Raw genomic sequence first — 20,823 nt, 5'->3', positions numbered from 1 at the left:
TACGACGCTGCGAATATCAACGATTTTCGTTCGCTTTCGCCATTGCCCGATGAGCCGAACGATCGCGCAGCCAGGCGCTGCGCTGCTCCACAGGCGGACATCAGACGAACCCCAGGCCGCCGGCATGTACCGGCGCCGTATTGCATAGGGGAGAACCTGTCTTGACCGGATTCCCGGATACAGGAAGATCGCAGGCAGGATCTCCACGCCGATGAGCCTATGAGTCGACTATCAGGGCGTATCCGCATTTTCGCGCGCGCGTTGCCGCGCCTTGCGCTCAAGCCGCTGCGCCGCAAGCCGTCGCTGCCGCAACGCATCTTCATCGCACATCATCTGTTGCTCGGCGACACGCTGCTGCTCACGCCGCTACTTGCGAAGTTGCGCGCGCTGTATCCGCAAGCGCGGATCGTGCTCGCGTGTCCGCGCGCGATCGTGCCGCTGTACGCCGGCCGACCGTTCGACGTCGACGTGCTGCCGTTCGATCCGCACGGCCTCGACACTGTGCGCGCGATCCTGCAGTCCGGACCGTACGACCTTGGCATCGTCGCCGGCGACAACCGTCATGCGTGGCTCGCGCTCGGCGCGGGTTGTCGCTGGATCGTCGGGCATGCGGGCGATCATCCGGCGTGGAAGAACTGGCCCATCGACGAAATCGTGCCGTACCCGTCGTCGCCTGCCGCGTGGGCGGATCTCGCGACCGAACTCGTCGCCGGGCCGCCTCCGCAACACTACCGGGTCACCGACTGGCCCGCGCCGCCTTACGTCGAGCAACCCGATACGCCGATCCCTTTGCAGCGCTACGTGGTGCTGCATCCGGGCGCGAGCACGGCGGTCAAGCGCTGGCCCGACGCGCGCTGGCGCGCGCTCGCCGAACGCGTGATCGCGCTTGGCTTTCTGCCTGTATGGAGCGGCGGTCCCGGTGAAGTCGAGCTGATCCGCACGCTCGATCCGGCGGGCCAGTATCCGAATTTTGCGGGTCGGCTCGGACTCGGCGAGCTGTGGCATCTGTTCGTCGGCGCGAAGGCGGTTGTCTGTCCGGATACGGGCGTCGCGCATCTCGGGCGCCTCGTCGGTGTGCCGACGATTGCGCTCTTCGGCCCCGGCAACGCGATGATCCACGGCGCCGGCGAGTACTGGCGCGACATGCCGTTCGAACCGGTGACGGTCACCGACATGCCGTGCCGCGACCAGCCGTTCATCTTCCGACGACAGGTCGACTGGGTCCGGCGCTGCGATCGCAATGAGAGCACCTGTGTCGCGTGGCATGGCGATCACGCCGACTGCATGGGCCGGCTGTCCGTCGAACGGGTCTTCGACGCGCTGCATAACGTTCTGGTAGAAGTGCAATGAGGGGTAACGGAACCGCGCACATCGAGCGCGTACTCTGGGTAGCGTGTCCGGTCATCCTGTTCGTCGTGATGTTCGGACACATGACCGCGCTCGAGTACAACGGGCTCGTGCTGCTCGGCATCGGCACGCTTGCCGCCGCCTGGTCGACCGACCGTCCATCCGTCGTGCAATGGCCGCTGGTCGCGCCGATCGTCGCGTGGGCCGCGTGGAGCAGCGCGTCGATCGGGTGGTCCGCGTATCCCGCCGTCAGCGTGCATGCGTGGCTCGACGAAGTGCTGTACCCGCTGGTGTCGTTCTGGGGCTTCTGGCTGCTCGGCACGCGCACGCAGCACCCCGCGCGCTTCGCGCTGATCAGCGTCGTCGCGTGCGCGCTGGTCGCGCTCATCAGCGCGCTGTTCTGGGGACAACTGCAGCCGCCTACCGCCGACGTTTTCCCGCTGCACTTCTATAACCGTGTCGGCCACACGAGCACGCTCGCCGTGCTCGCGATGCCGCTGTTCACCGGGCTGCTGCTGCGTTCGCGCTGGCGCGCGGCGGGTTTCGCGGGGATCGCGCTGTGTCTGTTCATCGGCCTCGGCACACTCAACCGTTTCTTCTGGCCCGCGGCCGCGGTCACGCTGCTGGTCGCGCTGTTTCCGTTCTACCGGCAGCGTCTGCTGCTGGCGGGTCTCGTCATCGTCGTGATCGGGGCGGCAACGCTCGGCACACTCGAATACAGTTCGCGGATGCGGATCGGCTCGGGCGCGCCGTTGCCCGCGCATCCTGACATCACGATCGCCGGGCATCAGCTGTATCTGCCGAAGTCGCTGACCGGTATCGGCGACACCGTCTCCGGCGATACGCGGCCGAAGGTCTGGGCGTTCTACGGTCATGCCGGCGCACCGCATACGTGGACCGGCATCGGCTTCGGCAAACCGCTGCCGGGTCTCGCGTACCAGGCCGACATGCCGAAGACGCTGCTGCAGATCGAGCCGCAGGCGCTTACGCACGCGCACAACCTGTTTCTCAATACGTGGCTGCAGACCGGCGTGATCGGCGTCGTGCTCGAAAGCGTGCTACTGCTTGCTGTCGTGCTGCGCTTCTGGCGGCTGCGCCGCACGGTTCCGTGGATCAGCGCGGCGGGTATCGCGCTCGTCGTCGGGATGATCGCGAAGAACACCACCGACGACTTCATGTGGCAGGCCACGATGCTCGCGTTCTGGTCGTTTTCCGGTCTGCTGCTTGGCGCGGGCGAACGGCGTGCCGGCGTCGTGCCGGCGGCGCGTCGCCGCGGCGGCACGCCGTATTGAGCGCGCCGGATCACGTGACACCGACGATGTCATCACCCGCCGATACCGCGCCGCTACGCATCCTCTTTCACATCAACGATTTCGGCCGGGGCGGCACCGAAACGGCGCTGCTCGCGTGGCTTAATACGCTCGACCGGACGCAGTTCGCGCCGGGCGTATCGGTCGCATATCCGACCGACGATCTCGAATTCTGGCGCGCCCATTCGATTCCTTCCGACGTCGACGTGCATGTGCTCGCATCCGAACGCTGGATGCACGCGCTGCATCAGATCAAGCGTGTGCGCAAGCTGCGCGGTGCAGTGGGCGTGTTGCATCGGGTGCTGACGTACGCGGCGATCCGTCCGTTGATGGCGTTGCGTCTGAAGCGGCTCGCGCGGCAGTACGACGTCATTTGCGATTTCGATTTTTCGTTGCGACACGTCGCGGGCAGCGGCGACGCCGCGTGGTTCGGCGTCAGCCACTTCAGTCTCGCGACGCGGCTGCGCGGCAAGAGCGCGCGACACGTCGCGCGGCGCGTGCGTCAGTACACGCATTACGCGGCGGTCGCCGTGCTCACCGCCGATATGCTGCGCGAGGCGACGCAGCAGTTTGCTGGACAGCCCACGCGCATCGTCGAACTGCCGAATGTGATCGACGTCGACGTGATTCGTCGCCGTGCGCAGGAACCCATCGAGCGTCCGGCCGCATCGTTCATTGTGTCGGTTGCGCGGCTTGACGAAGGGCAGAAGGATCACGCGACGTTGCTGCGCGCGTACGCGAAAGCGCGCGCGAGCGGCAACGTGCCGCCGATGCTCGTACTGATTGGCGAGGGCAGGGATCGCGACGCGCTCGAACAGCTTGCGCAGACACTTGGCATCGCGCCGTTCACGCGCTTCCTCGGTTTCTGCGCGAATCCTTTTCCGTATATCGCGCAAGCCGACATGCTGGTGTTGAGCAGTCGCTACGAAGGTTTCGGGATGGTGCTCGCGGAAGCGATGGCACTCGGCACGCCGGTGATTTCGGCGGACTGCCCGACCGGGCCACGCGATCTGCTCGAGCATGGCGAGGCGGGACTGCTGGTTGCGCCGGGCGATGTGGACGCGATGGCTGAAGCGATTGAACGGCTCGCGACCGATGCAGCGTTGCGCGCCGCGCTCACGCAGCGTGCGTTGACGAAGGTCGAGACATTCGGGCCGACGGCCGCGAACCGCAGACTGTTCGATCTCGCACACGCGATTGTCACGCGGCCAGAGCGCGGCTAGTCGTTCTTCGCTTTATCTGCGCACCACGTCTGCGTAACCATCGCAGCCTGCATCGATCGCGGACCGATGCAGGCCCAGGCCGTGTCATCAGAACCGATGCCGGATCCCCACCGTCGCGACGGTCTGCACACGGCCCGTCGACGGCGTCGAGCCGATGATCGCCGCCACCGCTTCATGCCCCGTCGAATCAACCCCCGCCGCGTGCTGGAACACCCCGACCGCGTACAGATCGGTGCGCTTCGACAGCGCGTACGTCGCGCCGAGATCGACGGTGTGATAGACCGCGCTGCCGTTACCGACGCCCGTGCCGTTGGTGTAGTCGTACGAAACGGCGAGCATCAGCGCGGGCGTGAGCTGATAGCGTACGTTGAGTTCCGCGCTGTTGAACGTGGCGTGTCCGCTGTAGCTGGTTTCGGCCGGCGTCAATCCGCTCACGCCGACCGCACCGAGATTCCTGAACTGCGTATTGGTGTAGATCGCGGCGACCGTGGCGCGGCCGAATACGTATTGCGCGCCCGCGGCGATGATGTGCTCGGAGCCGGCGGACGCATAGCCGCTGATGATGGGATTGGCGATGTTGCTGGCGGTCGTGCTGTCGTTTGCCTTGTCGCCCCAGAACGAGAAGTTCGGCCGGTTCACATACAGATAGCCGGCGGCGAGCGTGAGCGGGCCGCTCGTATAGCCGGCGCCGAGCGACCAGATCTGGTTGCGCGCGACGCTGCCCGCCTGGCCGCCGAAGCTGTAGAACGCGGCGAAGCTCAGGCCGTTCCAGACCGTGCTCTGATACTTGATCGCGTTGTTGACGCGGTTCGAGTTGTTCAGGTTGTCGAGATCGGCAGGGTGCGTGCCGTAGCCCGCGCCCGATGCGGCCCAGGTCGCGCCCGCTGCGAGCGGGTTCACGTAATCGGCTTCCGACGAATATTGCCGGCCGAGCGTGACCGTGCCGTAAGACTGGCTCGCCACGCCGACAAATGCTTGCCGCCCGAACTCCGTGCCGTTCTGTCCCATGGTGCCGTTGGCGGGATTGAAGCCGGCTTCGAGCGTGAAGATCGCGCTCAGACCGCCGCCGAGGTCTTCCGTGCCACGTACGCCCCAGCGCGACGCGGACTCGTTGCCGCCGGTCAGTGCGATCTGGCTGCTGCCTTTCGAATTCGACGTATACGTGAAGCCGGCATCGACCACACCGTAGAGCGTGACGCTGCTTTGCGCATGCGCGAGGCCGCAGGCCGCGAGCGATGCCGACAGGACGATCAGTTTTTTCATGGATTCCCCTTTGTATTTAGTAAAACTAAATAAATGTAAGAAAAAAAGCTTCGCGAGAAGCTTGTCGATACTCAGGAATAAACGTTGCCGCGAACGTCGGTGTTCGGGCGCGGATCGCGGATGAAGATGCCGGAGAGAATCGCACCCGCCAGTGCGACGCCGCCGGCGAGCATGAAGGCCGTCGAGAATGCGCCGCTGCGCTGCACGAGAAAGCCGGTGACGGCCGGTCCGATCACGCCCGACAGGCTGCCCACGCAATGCATGCAACCGCTGACGCTGCCGACCTTGTCCGGATGCACGACGTCCTGGACGATGGCCCAATAGAGCGCGCCCGTGACGTAGAGCAGAAAGAGCGCGACGGACATCAGCGCCACGGCATCGGCGGCGGTGCGCACCGAGCCGGCGATGCCGACGCATATGCCCGTCGCCATCAGGCAGGTGACGAGCACGATCTTGCGCGAGAGCATCAGCTTGCCGGTCCAGCGGAAGATCATGTCGGAGATCACGCCGCCGACGGCAAGACCCACCGTGCCGACGAGCCACGGCACGACGGTCGCGAGGCTCATCTGTTTGATGTTCAGATGATGGGCCTGCACGAGATAGCTCGGAAACCAGCTAAGAAAGAAGAACAGCACGTAGTTGTAGCTGAAGAACGCGACGGCGGCGGCGATGATCAGCGGCTGGCGCAGCCATGCGAGCAGCGGCAGGCTCGCGGCATCGCGTGCGCCTCTCGTCACTGCGGTCGCGGCGGTGGTGCCGTGCGCGCGAGCGGTCGGTTCGGTAACGGCGTCGAGCGACGTGACAAGGCGGCTGCGTGCCGGCCTGTCGGCGACGACGAACATCCACACGAACGCCCAGACCAGGCCGATCGCGCAGATGATCCAGAACGCCGGACGCCAGCCGAAGCTGATCGCGAGCAGCCCGATGACCGGCCCCGCGATCGCCCCGCCGAGCGGTGAACCCGCACTGAGCAGACCCATCGCGGAAGCAGCGATGTCGTGCGGCATCCAGTTGTTGACCATCTTGTTCGCGCCCGCGCACAGCGGTCCTTCCGCCATCCCGAACAGCACGCGGAGTACGAGCAGGCTCGCGAAGCCGACCGCGACCGCGGTCAGTCCGCAGAAAATCGACCACAGGCCCACCGCGAGGATATAGACGAGTTTCGGTCCGAGCCTGTCGCTTGCAAGCCCGCCGATGAAATTGAACAGCGCGTAGCCGACGAAGAAGCTGCTGAACACGATGCCCATTTGCGCCGCGTCGATACCGAGATCCTTCTGGATCAGCGGCGCGGTCAGCGACAGCGCGACGCGGTCGAGATAGTTGATCCCGTAGACGAGAAATAACAGGAACACGGTGACCCATCCCATCGTGCGTTGTTTCATGCGCTGTCTCCTGAAGTTGTCATGGTGGTGCCGTCGGTTTGCGTCGACCGCGCGCCGTTTATGTTGTGTGGACCGCTGCGGCGAGCAGCGCGTCGGTGCCACGCGCACGCACTGCACTGAGATAACCTGCCAGCCGCTCGACGAACGCGTGTGGCCAGGCCTCCTTGCCGAATACGCTGGTATGGGCGAGCGCTGCGTGGACTGCGTCGAGCGGTGTGGCCGCGCCGCGCAGACGCATCGCCAGCGCTTCTGCGCCAGGGTCACTGATCTGTAGCGGCTCGCCGCGATCGCTGCGGCCGGTCGCCAGGTAGTGAAGCCATGCGGCGAGCGCGCGTTCGAGCGACGGACGCTCGATGTCGCGGGCGAGGCTTTCGCGCAGCGCGGGAAGCCATCGCACCGGCACCTTCTGTGTACCGTCCATCGCGATCTGGCGCGTGCGGTGCGCGAGCGTCGGGTTACGGAAGCGATCGAGCAGATCGCGGCAGTACGCATCGACGTCGAAGCCGCGCGGCACCTCGACGGTCGCCAGCAGATCGTCGGTCATTACGCGTTGCACGAAGGCGGCCATTGCGGGGTCCGCCATCGCGTCGGAAACGGTCTCTCGCCCGCGCAATTGTCCGAGATACGCAATCGCCGAATGCGTGCCGTTGAGAAGACGCAGTTTCATCGCCTCGTACGGATGCACGTCCGACGTGATCAGTGCGCCCGCGTCTTCCCACGCGGGTCGCGGTCCGCTGAAACGATCCTCGATCACCCACTGGCTGAACGACTCGCAGACGATCGCCGCTTCGTCGCGCACGCCCAGGCTCGCCGCCGCTTCAGCGAGAGAAGCGGGCGTCGCGGCAGGGACGATGCGGTCGACCATGGTGTTCGGAAACGCGATCGTGTCGCCGATGCGCCGTGCGAGCGCCGCGTCGAACAACCCGGCATACTCGATCAGCAATCGGCGCAACGTGTCGCCGTTGGCCGCCATGTTGTCGCAGCAGACCACGGTCAGCGGCGCGTCGGCGCGGCGCCGGCGAATGCCGGCCGCGAGCACGCCAAGCGTGGTCTGCGGTGTATCGGGCGCCTGCATGTCGTGGCGGATGCCTGCGTCGGCGAGATCGAGGCTCGCACCCGCCGGCGCGATGCAGTAGCCCTTTTCGGTCACGGTCAGGCTGACGATCGAGACGTTCGGGTCGGCGATCGCGTCGAGCACTTCGGACAGCGCAGTGGGTGCGTAGAGCGCGCGGCACAATGCGCCGACGACGCGACTGCGCGAGATGTCGCCGCTGCGCTCGGTGACGGAGTAAAGGCAGTCCTGCGCGGCAAGGACGTCGGCCATGCGCCGCTCGCGCAGATGCACGCCGACGATGCCCCAGCGCATGTCGCCGCGGGCGAGCAGCGCTTCCGTATAAAGCGCCTGGTGCGCGCGATGAAACGCGCCGAGTCCCAGGTGGACAATGCCTGGTCGTACCTGTCGACGGTCGTAAGTCGGGAGTGCGGTCGGCGCGGACAGCGCCTGCAGCGCCCCGGTATTAAGGGAAATTGCCATTTTGTGCCTGACGTACCATGGTACAAATCGAATGCTCGACAGATTATCCGCTGGGAATTGATTGTTTTATCGGTGTAAACGCTAGATCCCCTCTCCAAACACAAAAATGCTACCATGGTACAAACAGCAGCCAAGCCATCGAAGCCGCAGGACATGACCCAGACCCAGACTGATACCGAGCCGCAGGAAGACGTTCTTCTTGCCGCGTTGCGTGGATTCAAGGCGCACGCGGAGGATTCCTATCGCCCGCAGGTGCATCGTTTCCTGCGCGACGCGATCGTCCGGGGCGTGTTGCCGCCGCATGCGAGCCTGTCCGAAGCGGCGATTTCCGACGCGATGGAAGTGAGCCGCACGCCGGTGCGCGAGGCGCTCGCGCAGCTTGCCGACGAGCGTCTTGTGAAGATCTATCGCAAGGTCGGCACGATCGTCGCGCCGATCTCGGTATCGCAGCTGGAGGAGGGGCGTTTCGCGCGCAGCACGCTCGAATGCGCGAATCACGTCCAGCTCGCGCAGGCCATCACGCCGGCGCAGCTCGACGAATTCGCGGGCATCGTCGAGAACCAGCGCAAGTCGGTGGCGGCGGGCGACGTCGACCGTTTTTTCGAACTCGACGAGCTGATGCACCGGCGGCTGTTCGAGTTCGCGGGCCGCGCGCACGTGTGGGACATGCTGCAGCCGATGAAGCGCCAGTTCGACCGCGTGCGCTGGCTGCTGCTCGACCGCGTCGCGGATCACGCGAAGCGCGCGCTCGGCGAGCACGAGCTGATCCTCGCGCAGATGACCGCGCGCAACCTCGGGCAGCTCGCGGTGATCGTGACGAGCCACATCGATCGGGTCGGTTCGCATCTGCCCGAAGTACGCGGACGCGTGCCCGACTATTTCGTCGACTGAAGCGTCGACTGGACGAGACTGGAGAAGGCAATTGAAGATTGAACGGTTGCAGACCATCGTGACCTGCCCCGGAAGAAACTTCGTGACGGTCAAGATCGTGACCGACGAAGGCGTGTACGGCCTCGGCGACGCGACGCTCAACGGGCGCGAGCTCGCGGTGCGTGCGTATCTGGAGGATCACGTGTTTCCGTGTCTCCTCGGGCGCGATCCGCGCAACATCGAGGACGTCTGGCAATACCTGTATCGCGGTGCGTACTGGCGGCGCGGCCCGGTCACGATGACCGCGATCGCCGCGATCGATATGGCGCTATGGGACATCAAGGGCAAGCTGGCGGGGATGCCGGTGTATCAGTTGCTCGGCGGTCGCAGCCGCGACGGCCTGATGGTCTACGGCCACGCGAACGGACGCGATCACGAAGAGGCCATCGATGCCGTGCACAGGCATATCGACGAAGGCTATCGGGCGATCCGCGTGCAGTCGGGCGTGCCGGGCCTCGACAAGGTCTACGGTGTAGGGAAGGTCGCGGGCGAATACGAGCCGGCACAAAAGGGGCTGCCGCCCGAGGAGCCGTGGGACACGGCGCTCTACCTGCGGCATACGCCGGAACTGTTCCGCAAGGTGCGCGATGCCGTCGGTTTCGAGCCGCATCTGCTGCACGATGCGCATCACCGCCTGACGCCGATCGAAGCCGCGCGCCTGGGTCGCGATCTCGAGCCTCATCGTCTCTTCTGGCTCGAAGATGCCACGCCCGCCGAAAACCAGGAAAGCTTCCGCCTGATTCGCAGCCACACCACGACGCCGCTCGCGGTCGGCGAGATTTTCAATTCGATCTGGGACTGCAAGGACCTGATCCGCGAGCAGCTGATCGACTACATCCGCGCGACGATCGTCCACGCCGGCGGCATCACGCATCTGCGTCGCATTGCCGACTACGCATCGATGTATCAGGTGCGCACCGGCTTTCACGGCGCGACCGATCTGTCGCCGGTGTGCATGGCGGCAGCCGTGAACTTCGGGCTGTGGGCGCCGAACTTCGGCATCCAGGAACTGATGCCGCACAACGCGCTGACCGACGAAGTGTTCCCGCACAGTTATCGCTTCGAAAAGGGCTTTCTCGTGATGGACGACGTGCCGGGTCTCGGCGTGGACATCGACGAGACGCTCGCCGCGAAATATCCGTACGAACGGGCCTATCTGCCGGTCGCGCGTCTGCGCGACGGGTCGATGTGGAACTGGTAGCCGTTCATCACTCCATTGAAGGAAGCCTGACCATGTTGAGCGTCGTCGTCGATCGTCCGAACAGCCTGAGCGTGCGCGACATGCCGCTGCCCGAGCCCATCGCGGGAGAAGTGCGGGTGCGGGTGCGCTATGCGGGTATCTGCGGTTCGGACCTGCATATTTTTCGCGGCCACAATCCGTTCGTGTCCTATCCGCGCATCATTGGCCACGAGTTCGTCGGCCGGATCGAATCGGTCGGTGCAGGTGTCGACGCGGCGCGCGTCGGCGAAGTGGTGAGCGTGGACCCGGTAATCAGCTGCGGACAGTGTCACGCCTGCCGGATCGGCCGGCAGAACGTGTGCAGCAACCTGGTGGTGCTGGGTGTGCATCGCGACGGCGGTTTCAGCGAGTACGTCTGCGTGCCGGCGCAGAACGCGTTCCGCATTCCCGACGGCATCGCAGATACGTGCGCGGCGATCGTCGAGCCGTTCGCGGTCGCGGCGAACGTGACCGCGCGCACCGGCGTGCTGCCGGAAGACGTCGCGCTGATCTACGGCGCGGGTACGGTCGGCCTCACGATCCTGCAGGTGCTCAAGCGCGTGTACGGCGTGCGCGCCTTCATCACCGACCAGCTCGACGAACGCCTCGAACTCGCGCGCCGCTGCGGCGCCGCCGCGGACGAGACGATCAACACGCGCAACGAGTCGCTGCCCGACGCGTTGCGTGCGCGCGGCGTCGAAGGCGGCCCGACGCTGATTTACGACGCGGTCGGCCATCCGTCGATTCTCGAGGAAGCGGTGCGGCTCGCCGCGCCGGCGGGGCGCATCGGCCTGCTCGGTTTTGCGTCGACGCCGTCGGCGATTCCGCAGCAGGAACTGACGAAGAAGGAGTTGTCGCTGCACGCATCGCGCTTGAACCGGGCGATGTTCCCGACCGTCATCGACTGGCTCGAACGCGGCCTCGTGTCGCCGGACGCGATCGTCACGCACAAGGTGGATTTCCGCGACGTGGCCAATGCATTCGATCTGGCCGAACACAGCCCGAAGGACACCTGCAAGGTGTTGCTCGACTTCGGGGCGTGAGGCGAGGAATGGTGTGCCGCTCGCAGCGCTTGTGGCTGCGAGCCGGCGACCGCTGAAAAGCTACATCAGCACGATGTCGTACTGCTCCTGACTCAGATTCGACTCCACCTGCAACGAAACCGGCTTGCCGATGAAATCCATCAGCATCGCCAGATGCTGCGATTCCTCTTCGAGGAACAGATCGATCACCTGCTGCGACGCCACCACGCGAAACTCACGCGGATTGAACTGCCGCGATTCGCGCAGGATCTCGCGCAGCACGTCGTAGCAGACGGTGCGCGACGTCTTCACCTGACCTTTCCCCTGACACACCGGACACGGCTCGCACAGCACATGCGCGAGCGATTCGCGCGTGCGTTTGCGGGTCATCTCGACGAGCCCCAGCTGCGAGAAGCCATTGACGGTCACGCGCGTACGATCGCGCGACAGCGCCTTCTTCAGTTCGCCGAGCACCTGGTCGCGATGCTCGACGTTTTCCATATCGATGAAGTCGATGATGATCACGCCGCCCAGATTGCGTAGCCGCAACTGACGCGCGATCGTGTGCGCCGCTTCGAGATTGGTCTTGAAGATCGTGTCGTCGAAATTGCGCGCACCGACGTAGCCGCCGGTGTTCACGTCGATCGTCGTCATCGCCTCGGTCTGGTCGATCACGAGATAGCCGCCTGACTTCAGATCGACGCGTCGCGACAGCGCGCGCTGGATCTCGGTCTCGATGTTGTACAGATCGAACAGCGGCCGCTCGCCGGTGTAGTGATGCAGCTTCGACGACACCGCCGGCGTGAACTCGGCGGCGAAATCCGTCAGCATCTGGAAGGTCTCGCGCGAATCGATCTGGATGCGCGTGGTTTCGTCGTTGACGAAGTCGCGCAGCACACGTTGCGCGAGATTCAGATCCTGGTATAGCAGCGTGGTCGCCGGCATGCGTTGCGACTGCGACTGGATCGTCGCCCACGTCTTGCGCAGGTACGACACGTCGCCGGCGAGCTCTTCGCTCGTCGCATCTTCCGCGATCGTGCGGACGATGTAGCCGCCTTTTTCGTCGACCGGCAGTATCGCAGTGAGCCGCGCGCGGATCGCTTCGCGCTCGGCCTCGCTCTCGATCTTCTGCGAGATGCCGATGTGCGGTTCCTGCGGCAGATAGACCAGGGTGCGTCCGGCGATGCTGACCTGCGTGGACAGCCGCGCGCCCTTCGTGCCGATCGGATCTTTCACGACCTGCACCATCAGCGTCTGGCCTTCGAAGACGATCTTCTCGATCGGCTGATGCGACGCGGGGTGCTGCGCATCGCCGTCGGTGCGCGGATGCCAGATATCGGCGACGTGCAGGAACGCGGCGCGCTCGAGTCCGATGTCGATGAACGCGGACTGCATGCCCGGCAGCACGCGCACGACCTTGCCGAGATAGACATTGCCGACACGTCCGCGCGACAGCGTGCGCTCGACGTGAAGCTCCTGGACCGAGCCCTGCTGGACGATCGCGACGCGCGTTTCCTGAGGGGTGACGTTGATCAGGATCTCTTCGGTCATGGTGTTGTTCTTGGACTTAGAAATCGATGCGCACAGTGCGCAGCAACGATGCTGTCTCGAAAAGCGGCAAACCCATGATACCTGAATAGGACCCGTCGATATGTTCGACGAATTCCGCCGCGCGTCCCTGAATGCCGTAGGCGCCGGCCTTGCCGGTGGGCTCGCCGGTTGCGACGTAGCGGCGCAGCATGTCGGCCGGCGCGGCCGCGAAGCGCACGCGCGAACGCGACAGCACGGCGGGCAGCGCGGTGCCTTGCGCATCGACTGCGGCGATTGCGGTCAGCACGTCATGCTCGCGGCCCGCGAGGCGTGTGAGCATCGCGAACGCGTCGTCGGCGTCGGTAGGTTTGCCGAGGATTGCGCCGTCGATCGTGACGGTGGTGTCGGCGGTGAGGATCGGTGCAGCGGGCCGGCCGCTCGCGACGAGCCGTGCGTGTGCCGCTTCGGCTTTTGCCGCGCACACGCGCAGCACATAGTCGTGCGGCGTTTCGCCGGGCCGTTCCGCTTCGAGCGCTTCGGCATCTTCGTCGGGGCGCGGCAGCAGCAACTCGAAGCGCACGCCGAGCTGTTGCAGCAACTCCTGGCGGCGCGGACTTTGCGACGCGAGATAGACGAACGGATGCAGGTCGGTGGTGGACATAAGGAAGACTTCCGGGGGAGGTGCGGCGCGAACCCGACGCGCCACAACGTACACAGGCGAATGAAACGAGGACCGCTGATGCGCTACGCGCGATGATACGGATGATTCTGCGTGATGGTCCACGCGCGGTACAGCTGTTCGGCGAGCAGCACGCGCACCATTGCGTGCGGCAGTGTGAGGCTGGAGAGCCGCAGCAGAGTGTCCGCGCGCGACTTCAGTTCTGGATCGAGCCCATCCGCGCCACCGATCAGAAACACGACGTCGCGTCCGTCCTGCTGCCAGTCGGGCAACGCGGCGGCAAGCTGCATCGTGGTCCAGTCCTTGCCGCGTTCATCGAGCGCGACGATGCGCGCCTGCTTCGGCAGCGCGGCTTCGATGCGCTGTTTTTCGGCGGCCATCACGCTCTCGGCGGAACGGCCCGACGAGCGTTGCTCGGGCTTCAGTTCGCGCAGTTCGATGCGCAGTTCGGGCGGCATCCGTTTCGCGTACTCGTCGAAACCCGAGGCGATCCAGTCCGGCATCTTGTGCCCGACGGCGACGATATGCAGTTTCATGACGAGCGGCGACCGATGCGACGAAGACGACCGGTGTGCAACGCGTTAGCTGCGCCGTGCCGGTGTCTTGCGAGCGGGGCGCTTGACAGCGGGGGCGGGTGCTTCGTCTTCCTCGTCGTCGTCGAGTGGTTCGCTGGCGCGTGCGCCGCCGAACGGGTTCGGGCTCGCGAGCTTGATCCGCACCGGCTTGTCACCCCAGATCTCTTCGAGGTTGTAGTACTGGCGCAGCGCCGGTTGCATGATGTGCACGACCGCGTCGCCGCAGTCGACCAGCACCCATTCGCCGATGTCCTCGCCCTCGGTGCTGATGACGTCGCCGCCGGCTTCCTTGACCTTCTCGCGCACGCTCGAGGCGAGTGCCTTGGTCTGCCGGTTCGACGTGCCGCTCGCGACGATCACGCGATCGAACAGCGAGGTCAGGTGGCTCGTGTTGAAGACCCGGATGTCCTGGGCTTTGACGTCCTCGAGCGCGTCGACGATCGTGCGTTGCAGTTTGCGAATGTCCATGTTTTTACTGGTGATACAGATGATGTTGAAGGATGTAGTCCCACACGGCGGCGGGAACGTGGCTCGCGGGCGGACTGGTTTCGTCGGCGGCACGACGCGCGTGATGCGCGACGCGTTCCCGCAGATGCGTGCGTATTTCGGTCGCCGACACGTCGAACGCAAGCGTCGTGTCGATCAGCAGATGACCGCTCTGCGTGGCCTGCAGTACTTCGGGTGCCGCGGCGCGCGCGGCGACTTCGGCCGCGACCGCAGGCGGTAGCGTCGTCAGATCGAAACCCGGACGCGTCGACGCGCACACGTGCGCGAAGTCGAACAGGCAGCGCCAGTCGCGCCACGTGTCGAGCTTGACCAGCTGGTCCGCGCCGATCAGCAGTGCAAGCGACGTGTCCGGCCCCTCGCGTTCGCGCCAGCGCGCGAGTGTTTCGACAGTATACGTGGGACCGTCGTGTTCGATTTCATCGGTCGCGACGCGCACGGTCACGCCGGGGATCGCGAGCGTATCGGCGGCGGCGCGCGTCATCGCGAGCCGATGCCGTGCCTCCGTGACGTCGCTCTTTTGCCACGGCTGGCCGGCGGGTAGCAGCACCAGTTCGGTCAGCCGCAGCACGTCGGCGAAACGCCGCGCGAGCGCGAGATGGCCGTCGTGGACCGGATCGAACGTGCCGCCGAGCAGACCGACGCGGCGGGGCAGGACGGCAAGCCCAGTGGACAACTGAGCCGCGGAATGAGCGGGCGGATTCAGAGCGTGATCCCTTGTCGTGACAATGCGTGTACCCGAAGCCCTGACGTGAGGCCGGTCGCGGCGGCCGCCATCACACCCACTCGCGCGGCACGAGGAAGTCGCTTGCGAGGCGCGCTTCGGGTGTTCCGGGCTCAGGATGCCAGTTGTAGCGCCAGTTGGCGACGGGCGGCATCGACATCAGGATCGATTCGGTACGCCCACCGCTTTGCAGCCCGAACAGTGTGCCACGGTCGAAGACCAGATTGAACTCGACGTAACGGCCGCGCCGGTACGCCTGGAAATCGCGCTCAGCCTGGCTGTACGGCATATCGCGACGGCGCTCGACGATCGGCATGTACGCATTTAAAAACGCGTCGCCGACGCTGCGCACCATCTCGAACGAACGCTCGAAGCCCGGCGCAGAAAAATCGTCGAAGAAAATCCCGCCGACACCGCGTGTCTCATTGCGATGCTTGAGGAAGAAGTATTCGTCGCACCAGCGCTTGAAGCTCGGGTACAGGTCCGCGCCGAACGGCTGCAGCGCGTCGCGGCACGTGCGATGAAAATGCTGCGCGTCTTCCTCGTAGCCGTAGTACGGCGTCAGGTCCATGCCGCCGCCGAACCAGAAGATCGGCGCTTCGCCAGGCTTGGTTGCCATCAGCAGACGCACGTTCATGTGCACGGTCGGGCAGTGCGGATTGTGCGGATGCAGCACGAGCGACACACCCATCGCTTCGAACGCGCGGCCTGCGAGCTGCGGACGCGCCGCGCTCGCCGATGCGGGCAGCGCATCGCCGGCAACGTCCGACAGGCCGATGCCCGCGCGTTCGAAGAACGAACCGCCTTCGAGGATGCGCGTGCAGCCGCCGCCGCGCAGCTTCTCGCCGGGCGCGCGCTGCCATGCGTCGGTGGCGAAGGCCTGGCCGTCGAACGCGCCGAGCGTGTCGGCGATGTGGGTCTGCAACTGCTGGAGCCAGCTGCGGACGGCCTGAACGTTGTAGGTCGGATCGGTCATGAATGCGAGACGGCTGAGGCTGGGCGGCGTGCCTGTGGGGGCCGCGGGTTCACGAAAGCGTGCGCGGGGTGGCCTCCCGCGCGCGCGTCACGTACATCACAACCCGCAGTGTAGCGCCCGCGATATCGCAGGGCGCCGTGACGCGCTGTCGCTGTCCGCATCAGCCGTGCTTGCGGTTGACCGCGCGATGGCCGATGTCGCGGCGATACTGCATGCCGTCGAACGAGATCTGGTTGATCGTTTCGTACGCGACCGACTGCGCGCTGCGCACCGAATCGGCCAGACCGACCACGCACAGCACCCGGCCACCCGACGTAACGAGCTTGCCGTCCGCGAGCGTCGTGCCCGCATGGAAGGTCACGGATTCGTCGGTGGCGGCGGGGATGTCGCTGATGCGGTCGCCCTTGCGCGGCGTCTCCGGATAGTTGTGTGCGGCGAGCACGACGCCGAGCGCGGTGCGGCGATCCCAGTCGAGTTCGACGGTATCGAGCGTGCCGGCGATCGCCTGCTCGACGACCTTCGAGAAGTCGCCCTTCAGACGCGCCATGATCGGTTGCGTTTCGGGGTCGCCCATCCGGCAGTTGAATTCGAGCGTCTTCGGGTTGCCTTGCGCGTCGATCATCAGGCCGGCGTACAGGAAGCCGGTGAAGCGCACGCCTTCGTTTTCCATTCCACGCACGGTCGGCAGGATGATTTCGCGCATCACGCGCGCGTGCAGTTGCGGCGTGACGATCGGCGCGGGCGAGTACGCGCCCATGCCGCCGGTATTCGGCCCCCGGTCGCCATCGAGCAGACGCTTGTGGTCCTGGCTCGACGCGAGCGCCAGCACGTGCATGCCGTCGACCATCACGATGAAGCTCGCTTCCTCGCCCGCGAGAAACTCTTCGATCACGACGCGCGCGCCCGCATCGCCGAGCTTGTTGCCGGACAGCATCGAGTCGACGGCTTCATGCGCTTCGTCGATCGTCAGCGCAACCACCACGCCCTTGCCCGCAGCGAGGCCGTCGGCCTTCACGACGATCGGCGCGCCCTTCGTATCGAGATACGCGTGCGCAGCGGCGGGGTCGGTGAAGGTTTCGTATTCGGCGGTCGGGATCGCGTGGCGCTTCATGAAGGCCTTCGCGAAATCCTTCGAGCTTTCGAGCTGCGCGGCTTCCTTCGTCGGCCCGAAAATTTTCAGACCGCGCGAACGGAACAGGTTGACGATGCCGTCCGCGAGCGGGCCTTCGGGCCCGACCAGCGTGAACGCGATCTGTTCCTTCTCGACGAAATCCGCGAGCGCGGCCGGCTCGGTGATGTCGACGTTGCGCAGCCGGTCGTCGTGCGCCGTGCCGCCGTTGCCGGGCGCGACGTAGACGAGCTGCACGCGCGGCGATTGAGCGAGCTTCCATGCGAGCGCATGTTCGCGACCGCCGGACCCGACGACGAGTAACTTCATGTGATTCCCCGAAGGCTAAAAACAGTGAACGGCCGGCGCAAGGGCGCCGGCCGCGAATATCCGCAAGGTTCGCGTAGTGCGAACGGTGAGCCTTTTGACGGGCTCCTCATCGAGTCCTGAGTCCATCGACCCGGCCCGCGCGAAAAGGCACAGCGCGGCACGATGGCCGCGCCGCGCTCATTCGTCCGCGATCGCCGCGTTTGTATAGACTTCCTGAACGTCGTCGAGATTTTCGAGTGCGTCGAGCAGCTTCTGCATCTTCACTGCATCGTCGCCGGTGAACTCGACTTCCGTCTGCGGCTTCATCGTCACTTCGGCCATTTCGGCCTTGAAGCCGGCGGCTTCGAGCGCGCTCTTCACCTTCGGGAAATCGTTGGCGGGGCAGGTGACCTCGATGCTGCCGTCGTCGTTCGTCACGACGTCTTCGGCACCGGCTTCGAGCGCCGCGTCCATCAGCTTGTCTTCCGGCGTGCCCGGCGCGAACAGGAACTGGCCGACGTGATCGAACATGAACGACACCGAACCGTCCGTGCCCATGTTGCCGCCGTTCTTCGAGAACGCGTGACGCACTTCCGCGACGGTGCGGATGCGGTTGTCGGTCATCGTGTCGACGATGATCGCTGCACCGCCGATGCCGTAGCCTTCGTAGCGGATTTCCTCGTAGTTCGCGCCGTCGACGCCGCCCGTGCCGCGCTGGATCGCGCGGTTGATGTTGTCCTTCGGCATGTTGGCGTCGTACGCCTTTTCGATAGCGAGCCGCAGACGCGGGTTCGTATCGACTTCGCCTCCGCCCATGCGGGCCGCAACCTGAATTTCCTTGATGAGCCGTGTCCAGATCTTGCCGCGCTTCGCGTCGGTCGCGGCCTTCTTATGCTTGATGTTGGCCCACTTCGAATGACCTGCCATACCTTTCTCCAGCGCATGCGCCTCGGGGCGCACACATAGTGCAATTGTCGTTGCGATGTCGGGCGCTTGCGGTGACGCGCCTCGATGGCCGTCCGTTGCGAGCGTGTGGCGCATGCCTGGGCAGCGCGGACGCGGACCTTGCAAGACAGAGCCTGGCATGTGCGAGGTGCGCGCGGCGCTGGTGCGGTGCCTATGCCCACAGCCTGCGCCGTCATTGCCGCGCTGTTGCCGGGCACCGACCACGCCTCTGCTACGGACTTGCCACCCGCTTGCTACCCGCTTGCCACCCACCTGCCGCGCATCTACCGCTTCTTCACTGCGCAATTGCCGTGCTTGCCACGCCGTTCCGGTACGTACCGCTGCCCGGCCAGCCGCTCGACGAACGGGATGCGAATTTTATCATGCTGCCGCTTTCCGCCTGGCTCGACGTGGCTTTGTCGTGCGCCGGAATGCACCGCGCAGCGGGCGATTGAGCGCAGCGAGCAGATCCGCGCGAGGCCCGCGCGCCCGCGTTCAGTTCTTCGTACCGAACAACCGGTCGCCGGCATCGCCGAGACCCGGCACGATGTACGCGTGCCCGTCCAGGTGCGAATCGAGCGACGCGACGTACAGCTTCACATCCGGATGCGCGTCCTGGAACACCTGGACGCCTTCGGGCGCGGCGACGAGCGCGAGGAACATGATGCTCGAACCGGGCACACCGCGCCGCTTCAGCACATCGACTGCGTGGGCGGCCGAATAGCCGGTCGCGACCATCGGATCGCACAGGATGAAGATGCGGTCTTCCAGATCCGGCAGCCGCACGAGATATTCGACCGGCCGGTGATCCGCCGCGCGATACACGCCGATGTGGCCGACGCGCGCCGACGGAATCAGTTCGAGCAGCCCGTCCGACATCCCGACGCCCGCGCGCAGCACCGGCACGATCGCGAGCTTCTTGCCGGCGATCACCGGCGCGTCCATCTCGACGAGCGGGGTGGACACGCGACGCGTCGTCATCGGCAGATTGCGGGTGATCTCGTAGCCCATCAGCAGCGTGATCTCGCGCAGCAGTTCGCGGAACGTGCGCGTCGACGTGTCCCGGTCGCGCATGTGCGACAGCTTGTGCTGGATCAGCGGGTGATCGAGGATGAAAAGATTGGGGAAACGGCTGTCCTGTGTCATGGCGTGAGCGCAAGCGGTACGAAGGGTGGCGGGCTTAAGAACGCGGGTACGGCGGGCGGGGCGGCACCCGGCAGACAGGGCGCCGTGGCACCGCGAGGCGAACCACGACTGCAAGTTTACCGAAAGTCCCGGCGGAAGCTACCAGAGATTGCCTCGGCTGTTCGGCCATCCGTTCGGCCGGGTGGTCGTGACGATCGGTCCAGTCCATCATGGGTGCGATGCCGTTCGATCCGCGATGCCGCGCGCGCCGTGGCGGCGATTCTTCTAGAATCGAGGGAAATTTCACCTGGGGACTGAGGACACACACATGGACATGGGAATCGCAGGACGGACCGCGCTCGTCTGCGCGGCGAGCAAGGGTCTCGGGCGCGGCTGCGCGGAGGCGCTCGCCGCCGAGGGCGTGAATCTCGCGATCGTCGCGCGCACCGCGGAAACGCTCGAGGCCACCGCCGCCGGCATCCGCGCGCAAACGGGCGTCGACGTGAAGACGGTCGCGTGCGACATCACCACGCCGGAAGGTCGCGCGGCCGCGCTGGCCGCGTGTCCGCAGCCGGACATCCTCGTCAACAATGCGGGCGGTCCGCCGCCCGGCGACTTCCGCACGTTCACGCACGACGACTGGCTGCGCGCGCTCGAAGCGAACATGCTGACGCCGATCGCGCTGATCCAGGCGACGATCGACGGGATGATCGCGCGCGGTTTCGGGCGCATCGTCAACATCACGAGTTCGTCGGTGAAGGCGCCGATCGATGTGCTGGGTTTGTCGAACGGCGCGCGCTCCGGGTTGACCGGCTTCGTCGCGGGCGTCGCGCGCAAGGTCGCGGGGCAGGGCGTGACGATCAACAACCTGTTGCCCGGCGTGTTCGATACCGATCGCATCGTCGGCACGATCGCCGCGCAGGCGAAGGCGCAGAACGTATCGATCGACGAAGCGCGCAAGCAGCGGATGGCATCGATTCCCGCAGGCCGCTTCGGCAACCGCGACGAGTTCGGCCGCGCGTGCGCGTTTCTGTGCAGCGTGCATGGTGGATATATCACCGGGCAGAACTGGTTGATCGATGGTGGGGCTTTTCCGGGGACGTTTTGAGCCGGGCGTA

19 protein-coding genes are annotated in these 20,823 nt (G+C 65.6%); 7 read left to right on the top strand and 12 right to left on the bottom strand.

Annotated elements, in window-relative coordinates:
* Positions 1 to 219 precede the first annotated feature (219 nt).
* From E1748_RS28505 to E1748_RS28495, 3 genes are read left to right on the top strand one after another with little or no spacing between them, the layout of a single operon-like run.
* Entirely contained in the window at positions 220 to 1,350 is a 1,131-nt protein-coding gene (locus tag E1748_RS28505) for a glycosyltransferase family 9 protein (RefSeq protein ID WP_133650653.1), read from the top strand.
* A complete protein-coding gene (locus E1748_RS28500; protein ID WP_133650652.1) occupies positions 1,347 to 2,639 on the top strand; it encodes an O-antigen ligase family protein in 1,293 nt (430 codons plus the stop codon). The genes E1748_RS28505 and E1748_RS28500 overlap by 4 nt, the downstream gene beginning before the upstream one ends.
* Before the next feature lie 14 nt (positions 2,640 to 2,653).
* A complete protein-coding gene (locus E1748_RS28495; RefSeq protein WP_420819359.1) occupies positions 2,654 to 3,880 on the top strand; it encodes a glycosyltransferase in 1,227 nt (408 codons plus the stop codon).
* An 87-nt stretch (positions 3,881 to 3,967) separates the two neighbouring features.
* Here the strand turns inward: E1748_RS28495 and E1748_RS28490 are convergent, their stop codons facing one another.
* From E1748_RS28490 to E1748_RS28480, 3 genes are all read right to left on the bottom strand, one after another.
* On the bottom strand, positions 3,968 to 5,143 hold the full coding sequence (locus tag E1748_RS28490) for a porin (RefSeq protein WP_133650650.1): 1,176 nt from the start codon (positions 5,141 to 5,143) through the stop codon (positions 3,968 to 3,970).
* A 71-nt stretch (positions 5,144 to 5,214) separates the two neighbouring features.
* Positions 5,215 to 6,525: an MFS transporter gene (locus E1748_RS28485; RefSeq protein ID WP_133650649.1), complete on the bottom strand. Its 1,311-nt coding sequence runs from the start codon at positions 6,523 to 6,525 to the stop codon at positions 5,215 to 5,217.
* Positions 6,526 to 6,583: 58 nt separating this feature from the next.
* Positions 6,584 to 8,059, bottom strand: coding sequence for a mannitol dehydrogenase family protein (locus tag E1748_RS28480; protein WP_133650648.1), 1,476 nt, complete (start codon positions 8,057 to 8,059; stop codon positions 6,584 to 6,586).
* A gap of 153 nt (positions 8,060 to 8,212) precedes the next feature.
* Here E1748_RS28480 and E1748_RS28475 point away from each other — a divergent pair, with 153 nt between their 5' ends.
* Genes E1748_RS28475 through E1748_RS28465 form a run of 3 tightly spaced genes read left to right on the top strand, consistent with a single transcriptional unit; the run spans position 8,213 to position 11,251 of the window.
* The gene (locus tag E1748_RS28475; RefSeq protein ID WP_133650647.1) at positions 8,213 to 8,950 is read left to right on the top strand and encodes a GntR family transcriptional regulator; all 738 of its coding nucleotides are present in this window, start codon (positions 8,213 to 8,215) and stop codon (positions 8,948 to 8,950) included.
* Positions 8,951 to 8,981: 31 nt separating this feature from the next.
* Positions 8,982 to 10,190: a D-mannonate dehydratase ManD gene (gene manD, locus E1748_RS28470; protein WP_133650646.1), complete on the top strand. Its 1,209-nt coding sequence runs from the start codon at positions 8,982 to 8,984 to the stop codon at positions 10,188 to 10,190.
* 32 nt (positions 10,191 to 10,222) lie between these two features.
* Positions 10,223 to 11,251: a Zn-dependent oxidoreductase gene (locus E1748_RS28465; RefSeq protein WP_133650645.1), complete on the top strand. Its 1,029-nt coding sequence runs from the start codon at positions 10,223 to 10,225 to the stop codon at positions 11,249 to 11,251.
* Positions 11,252 to 11,311: 60 nt separating this feature from the next.
* Here E1748_RS28465 and rng read toward each other — a convergent pair whose 3' ends face one another.
* From rng to upp, 9 genes are all read right to left on the bottom strand, one after another.
* Entirely contained in the window at positions 11,312 to 12,781 is a 1,470-nt protein-coding gene (rng, locus tag E1748_RS28460) for a ribonuclease G (protein WP_133650644.1), read from the bottom strand.
* 16 nt (positions 12,782 to 12,797) lie between these two features.
* Positions 12,798 to 13,421, bottom strand: a complete 624-nt coding sequence (locus E1748_RS28455) for a Maf family protein (protein WP_133650643.1) — start codon at positions 13,419 to 13,421, stop codon at positions 12,798 to 12,800.
* A gap of 83 nt (positions 13,422 to 13,504) precedes the next feature.
* A complete protein-coding gene (rlmH, locus tag E1748_RS28450) occupies positions 13,505 to 13,975 on the bottom strand; it encodes a 23S rRNA (pseudouridine(1915)-N(3))-methyltransferase RlmH (protein WP_133650642.1) in 471 nt (156 codons plus the stop codon).
* Between the two features lie 45 nt (positions 13,976 to 14,020).
* On the bottom strand, positions 14,021 to 14,482 hold the full coding sequence (gene rsfS / locus E1748_RS28445; RefSeq protein WP_133650641.1) for a ribosome silencing factor: 462 nt from the start codon (positions 14,480 to 14,482) through the stop codon (positions 14,021 to 14,023).
* Positions 14,483 to 14,486: 4 nt separating this feature from the next.
* A complete protein-coding gene (locus E1748_RS28440) occupies positions 14,487 to 15,224 on the bottom strand; it encodes a nicotinate-nucleotide adenylyltransferase (RefSeq protein ID WP_240766863.1) in 738 nt (245 codons plus the stop codon).
* 70 nt (positions 15,225 to 15,294) lie between these two features.
* The gene (hemF, locus tag E1748_RS28435) at positions 15,295 to 16,218 is read right to left on the bottom strand and encodes an oxygen-dependent coproporphyrinogen oxidase (protein ID WP_133650639.1); all 924 of its coding nucleotides are present in this window, start codon (positions 16,216 to 16,218) and stop codon (positions 15,295 to 15,297) included.
* A 160-nt stretch (positions 16,219 to 16,378) separates the two neighbouring features.
* A complete protein-coding gene (gene purD, locus E1748_RS28430) occupies positions 16,379 to 17,656 on the bottom strand; it encodes a phosphoribosylamine--glycine ligase (protein WP_133650638.1) in 1,278 nt (425 codons plus the stop codon).
* 177 nt (positions 17,657 to 17,833) lie between these two features.
* Positions 17,834 to 18,562, bottom strand: coding sequence for a YebC/PmpR family DNA-binding transcriptional regulator (locus E1748_RS28425; protein ID WP_133650637.1), 729 nt, complete (start codon positions 18,560 to 18,562; stop codon positions 17,834 to 17,836).
* A 513-nt stretch (positions 18,563 to 19,075) separates the two neighbouring features.
* Positions 19,076 to 19,726: a uracil phosphoribosyltransferase gene (upp, locus tag E1748_RS28420; protein ID WP_133650636.1), complete on the bottom strand. Its 651-nt coding sequence runs from the start codon at positions 19,724 to 19,726 to the stop codon at positions 19,076 to 19,078.
* 307 nt (positions 19,727 to 20,033) lie between these two features.
* On the opposite strand from upp, the gene E1748_RS28415 reads away from it, so the two are divergent.
* Positions 20,034 to 20,813: an SDR family oxidoreductase gene (locus tag E1748_RS28415; protein ID WP_133650635.1), complete on the top strand. Its 780-nt coding sequence runs from the start codon at positions 20,034 to 20,036 to the stop codon at positions 20,811 to 20,813.
* Positions 20,814 to 20,823: the final 10 nt, after the last annotated feature.

The sequence above is a fragment of the Paraburkholderia flava genome (assembly GCF_004359985.1).
GTDB classification, from domain to species: domain Bacteria; phylum Pseudomonadota; class Gammaproteobacteria; order Burkholderiales; family Burkholderiaceae; genus Paraburkholderia; species Paraburkholderia flava.
This window is presented reverse-complemented; position numbering and strand designations above follow the sequence as displayed.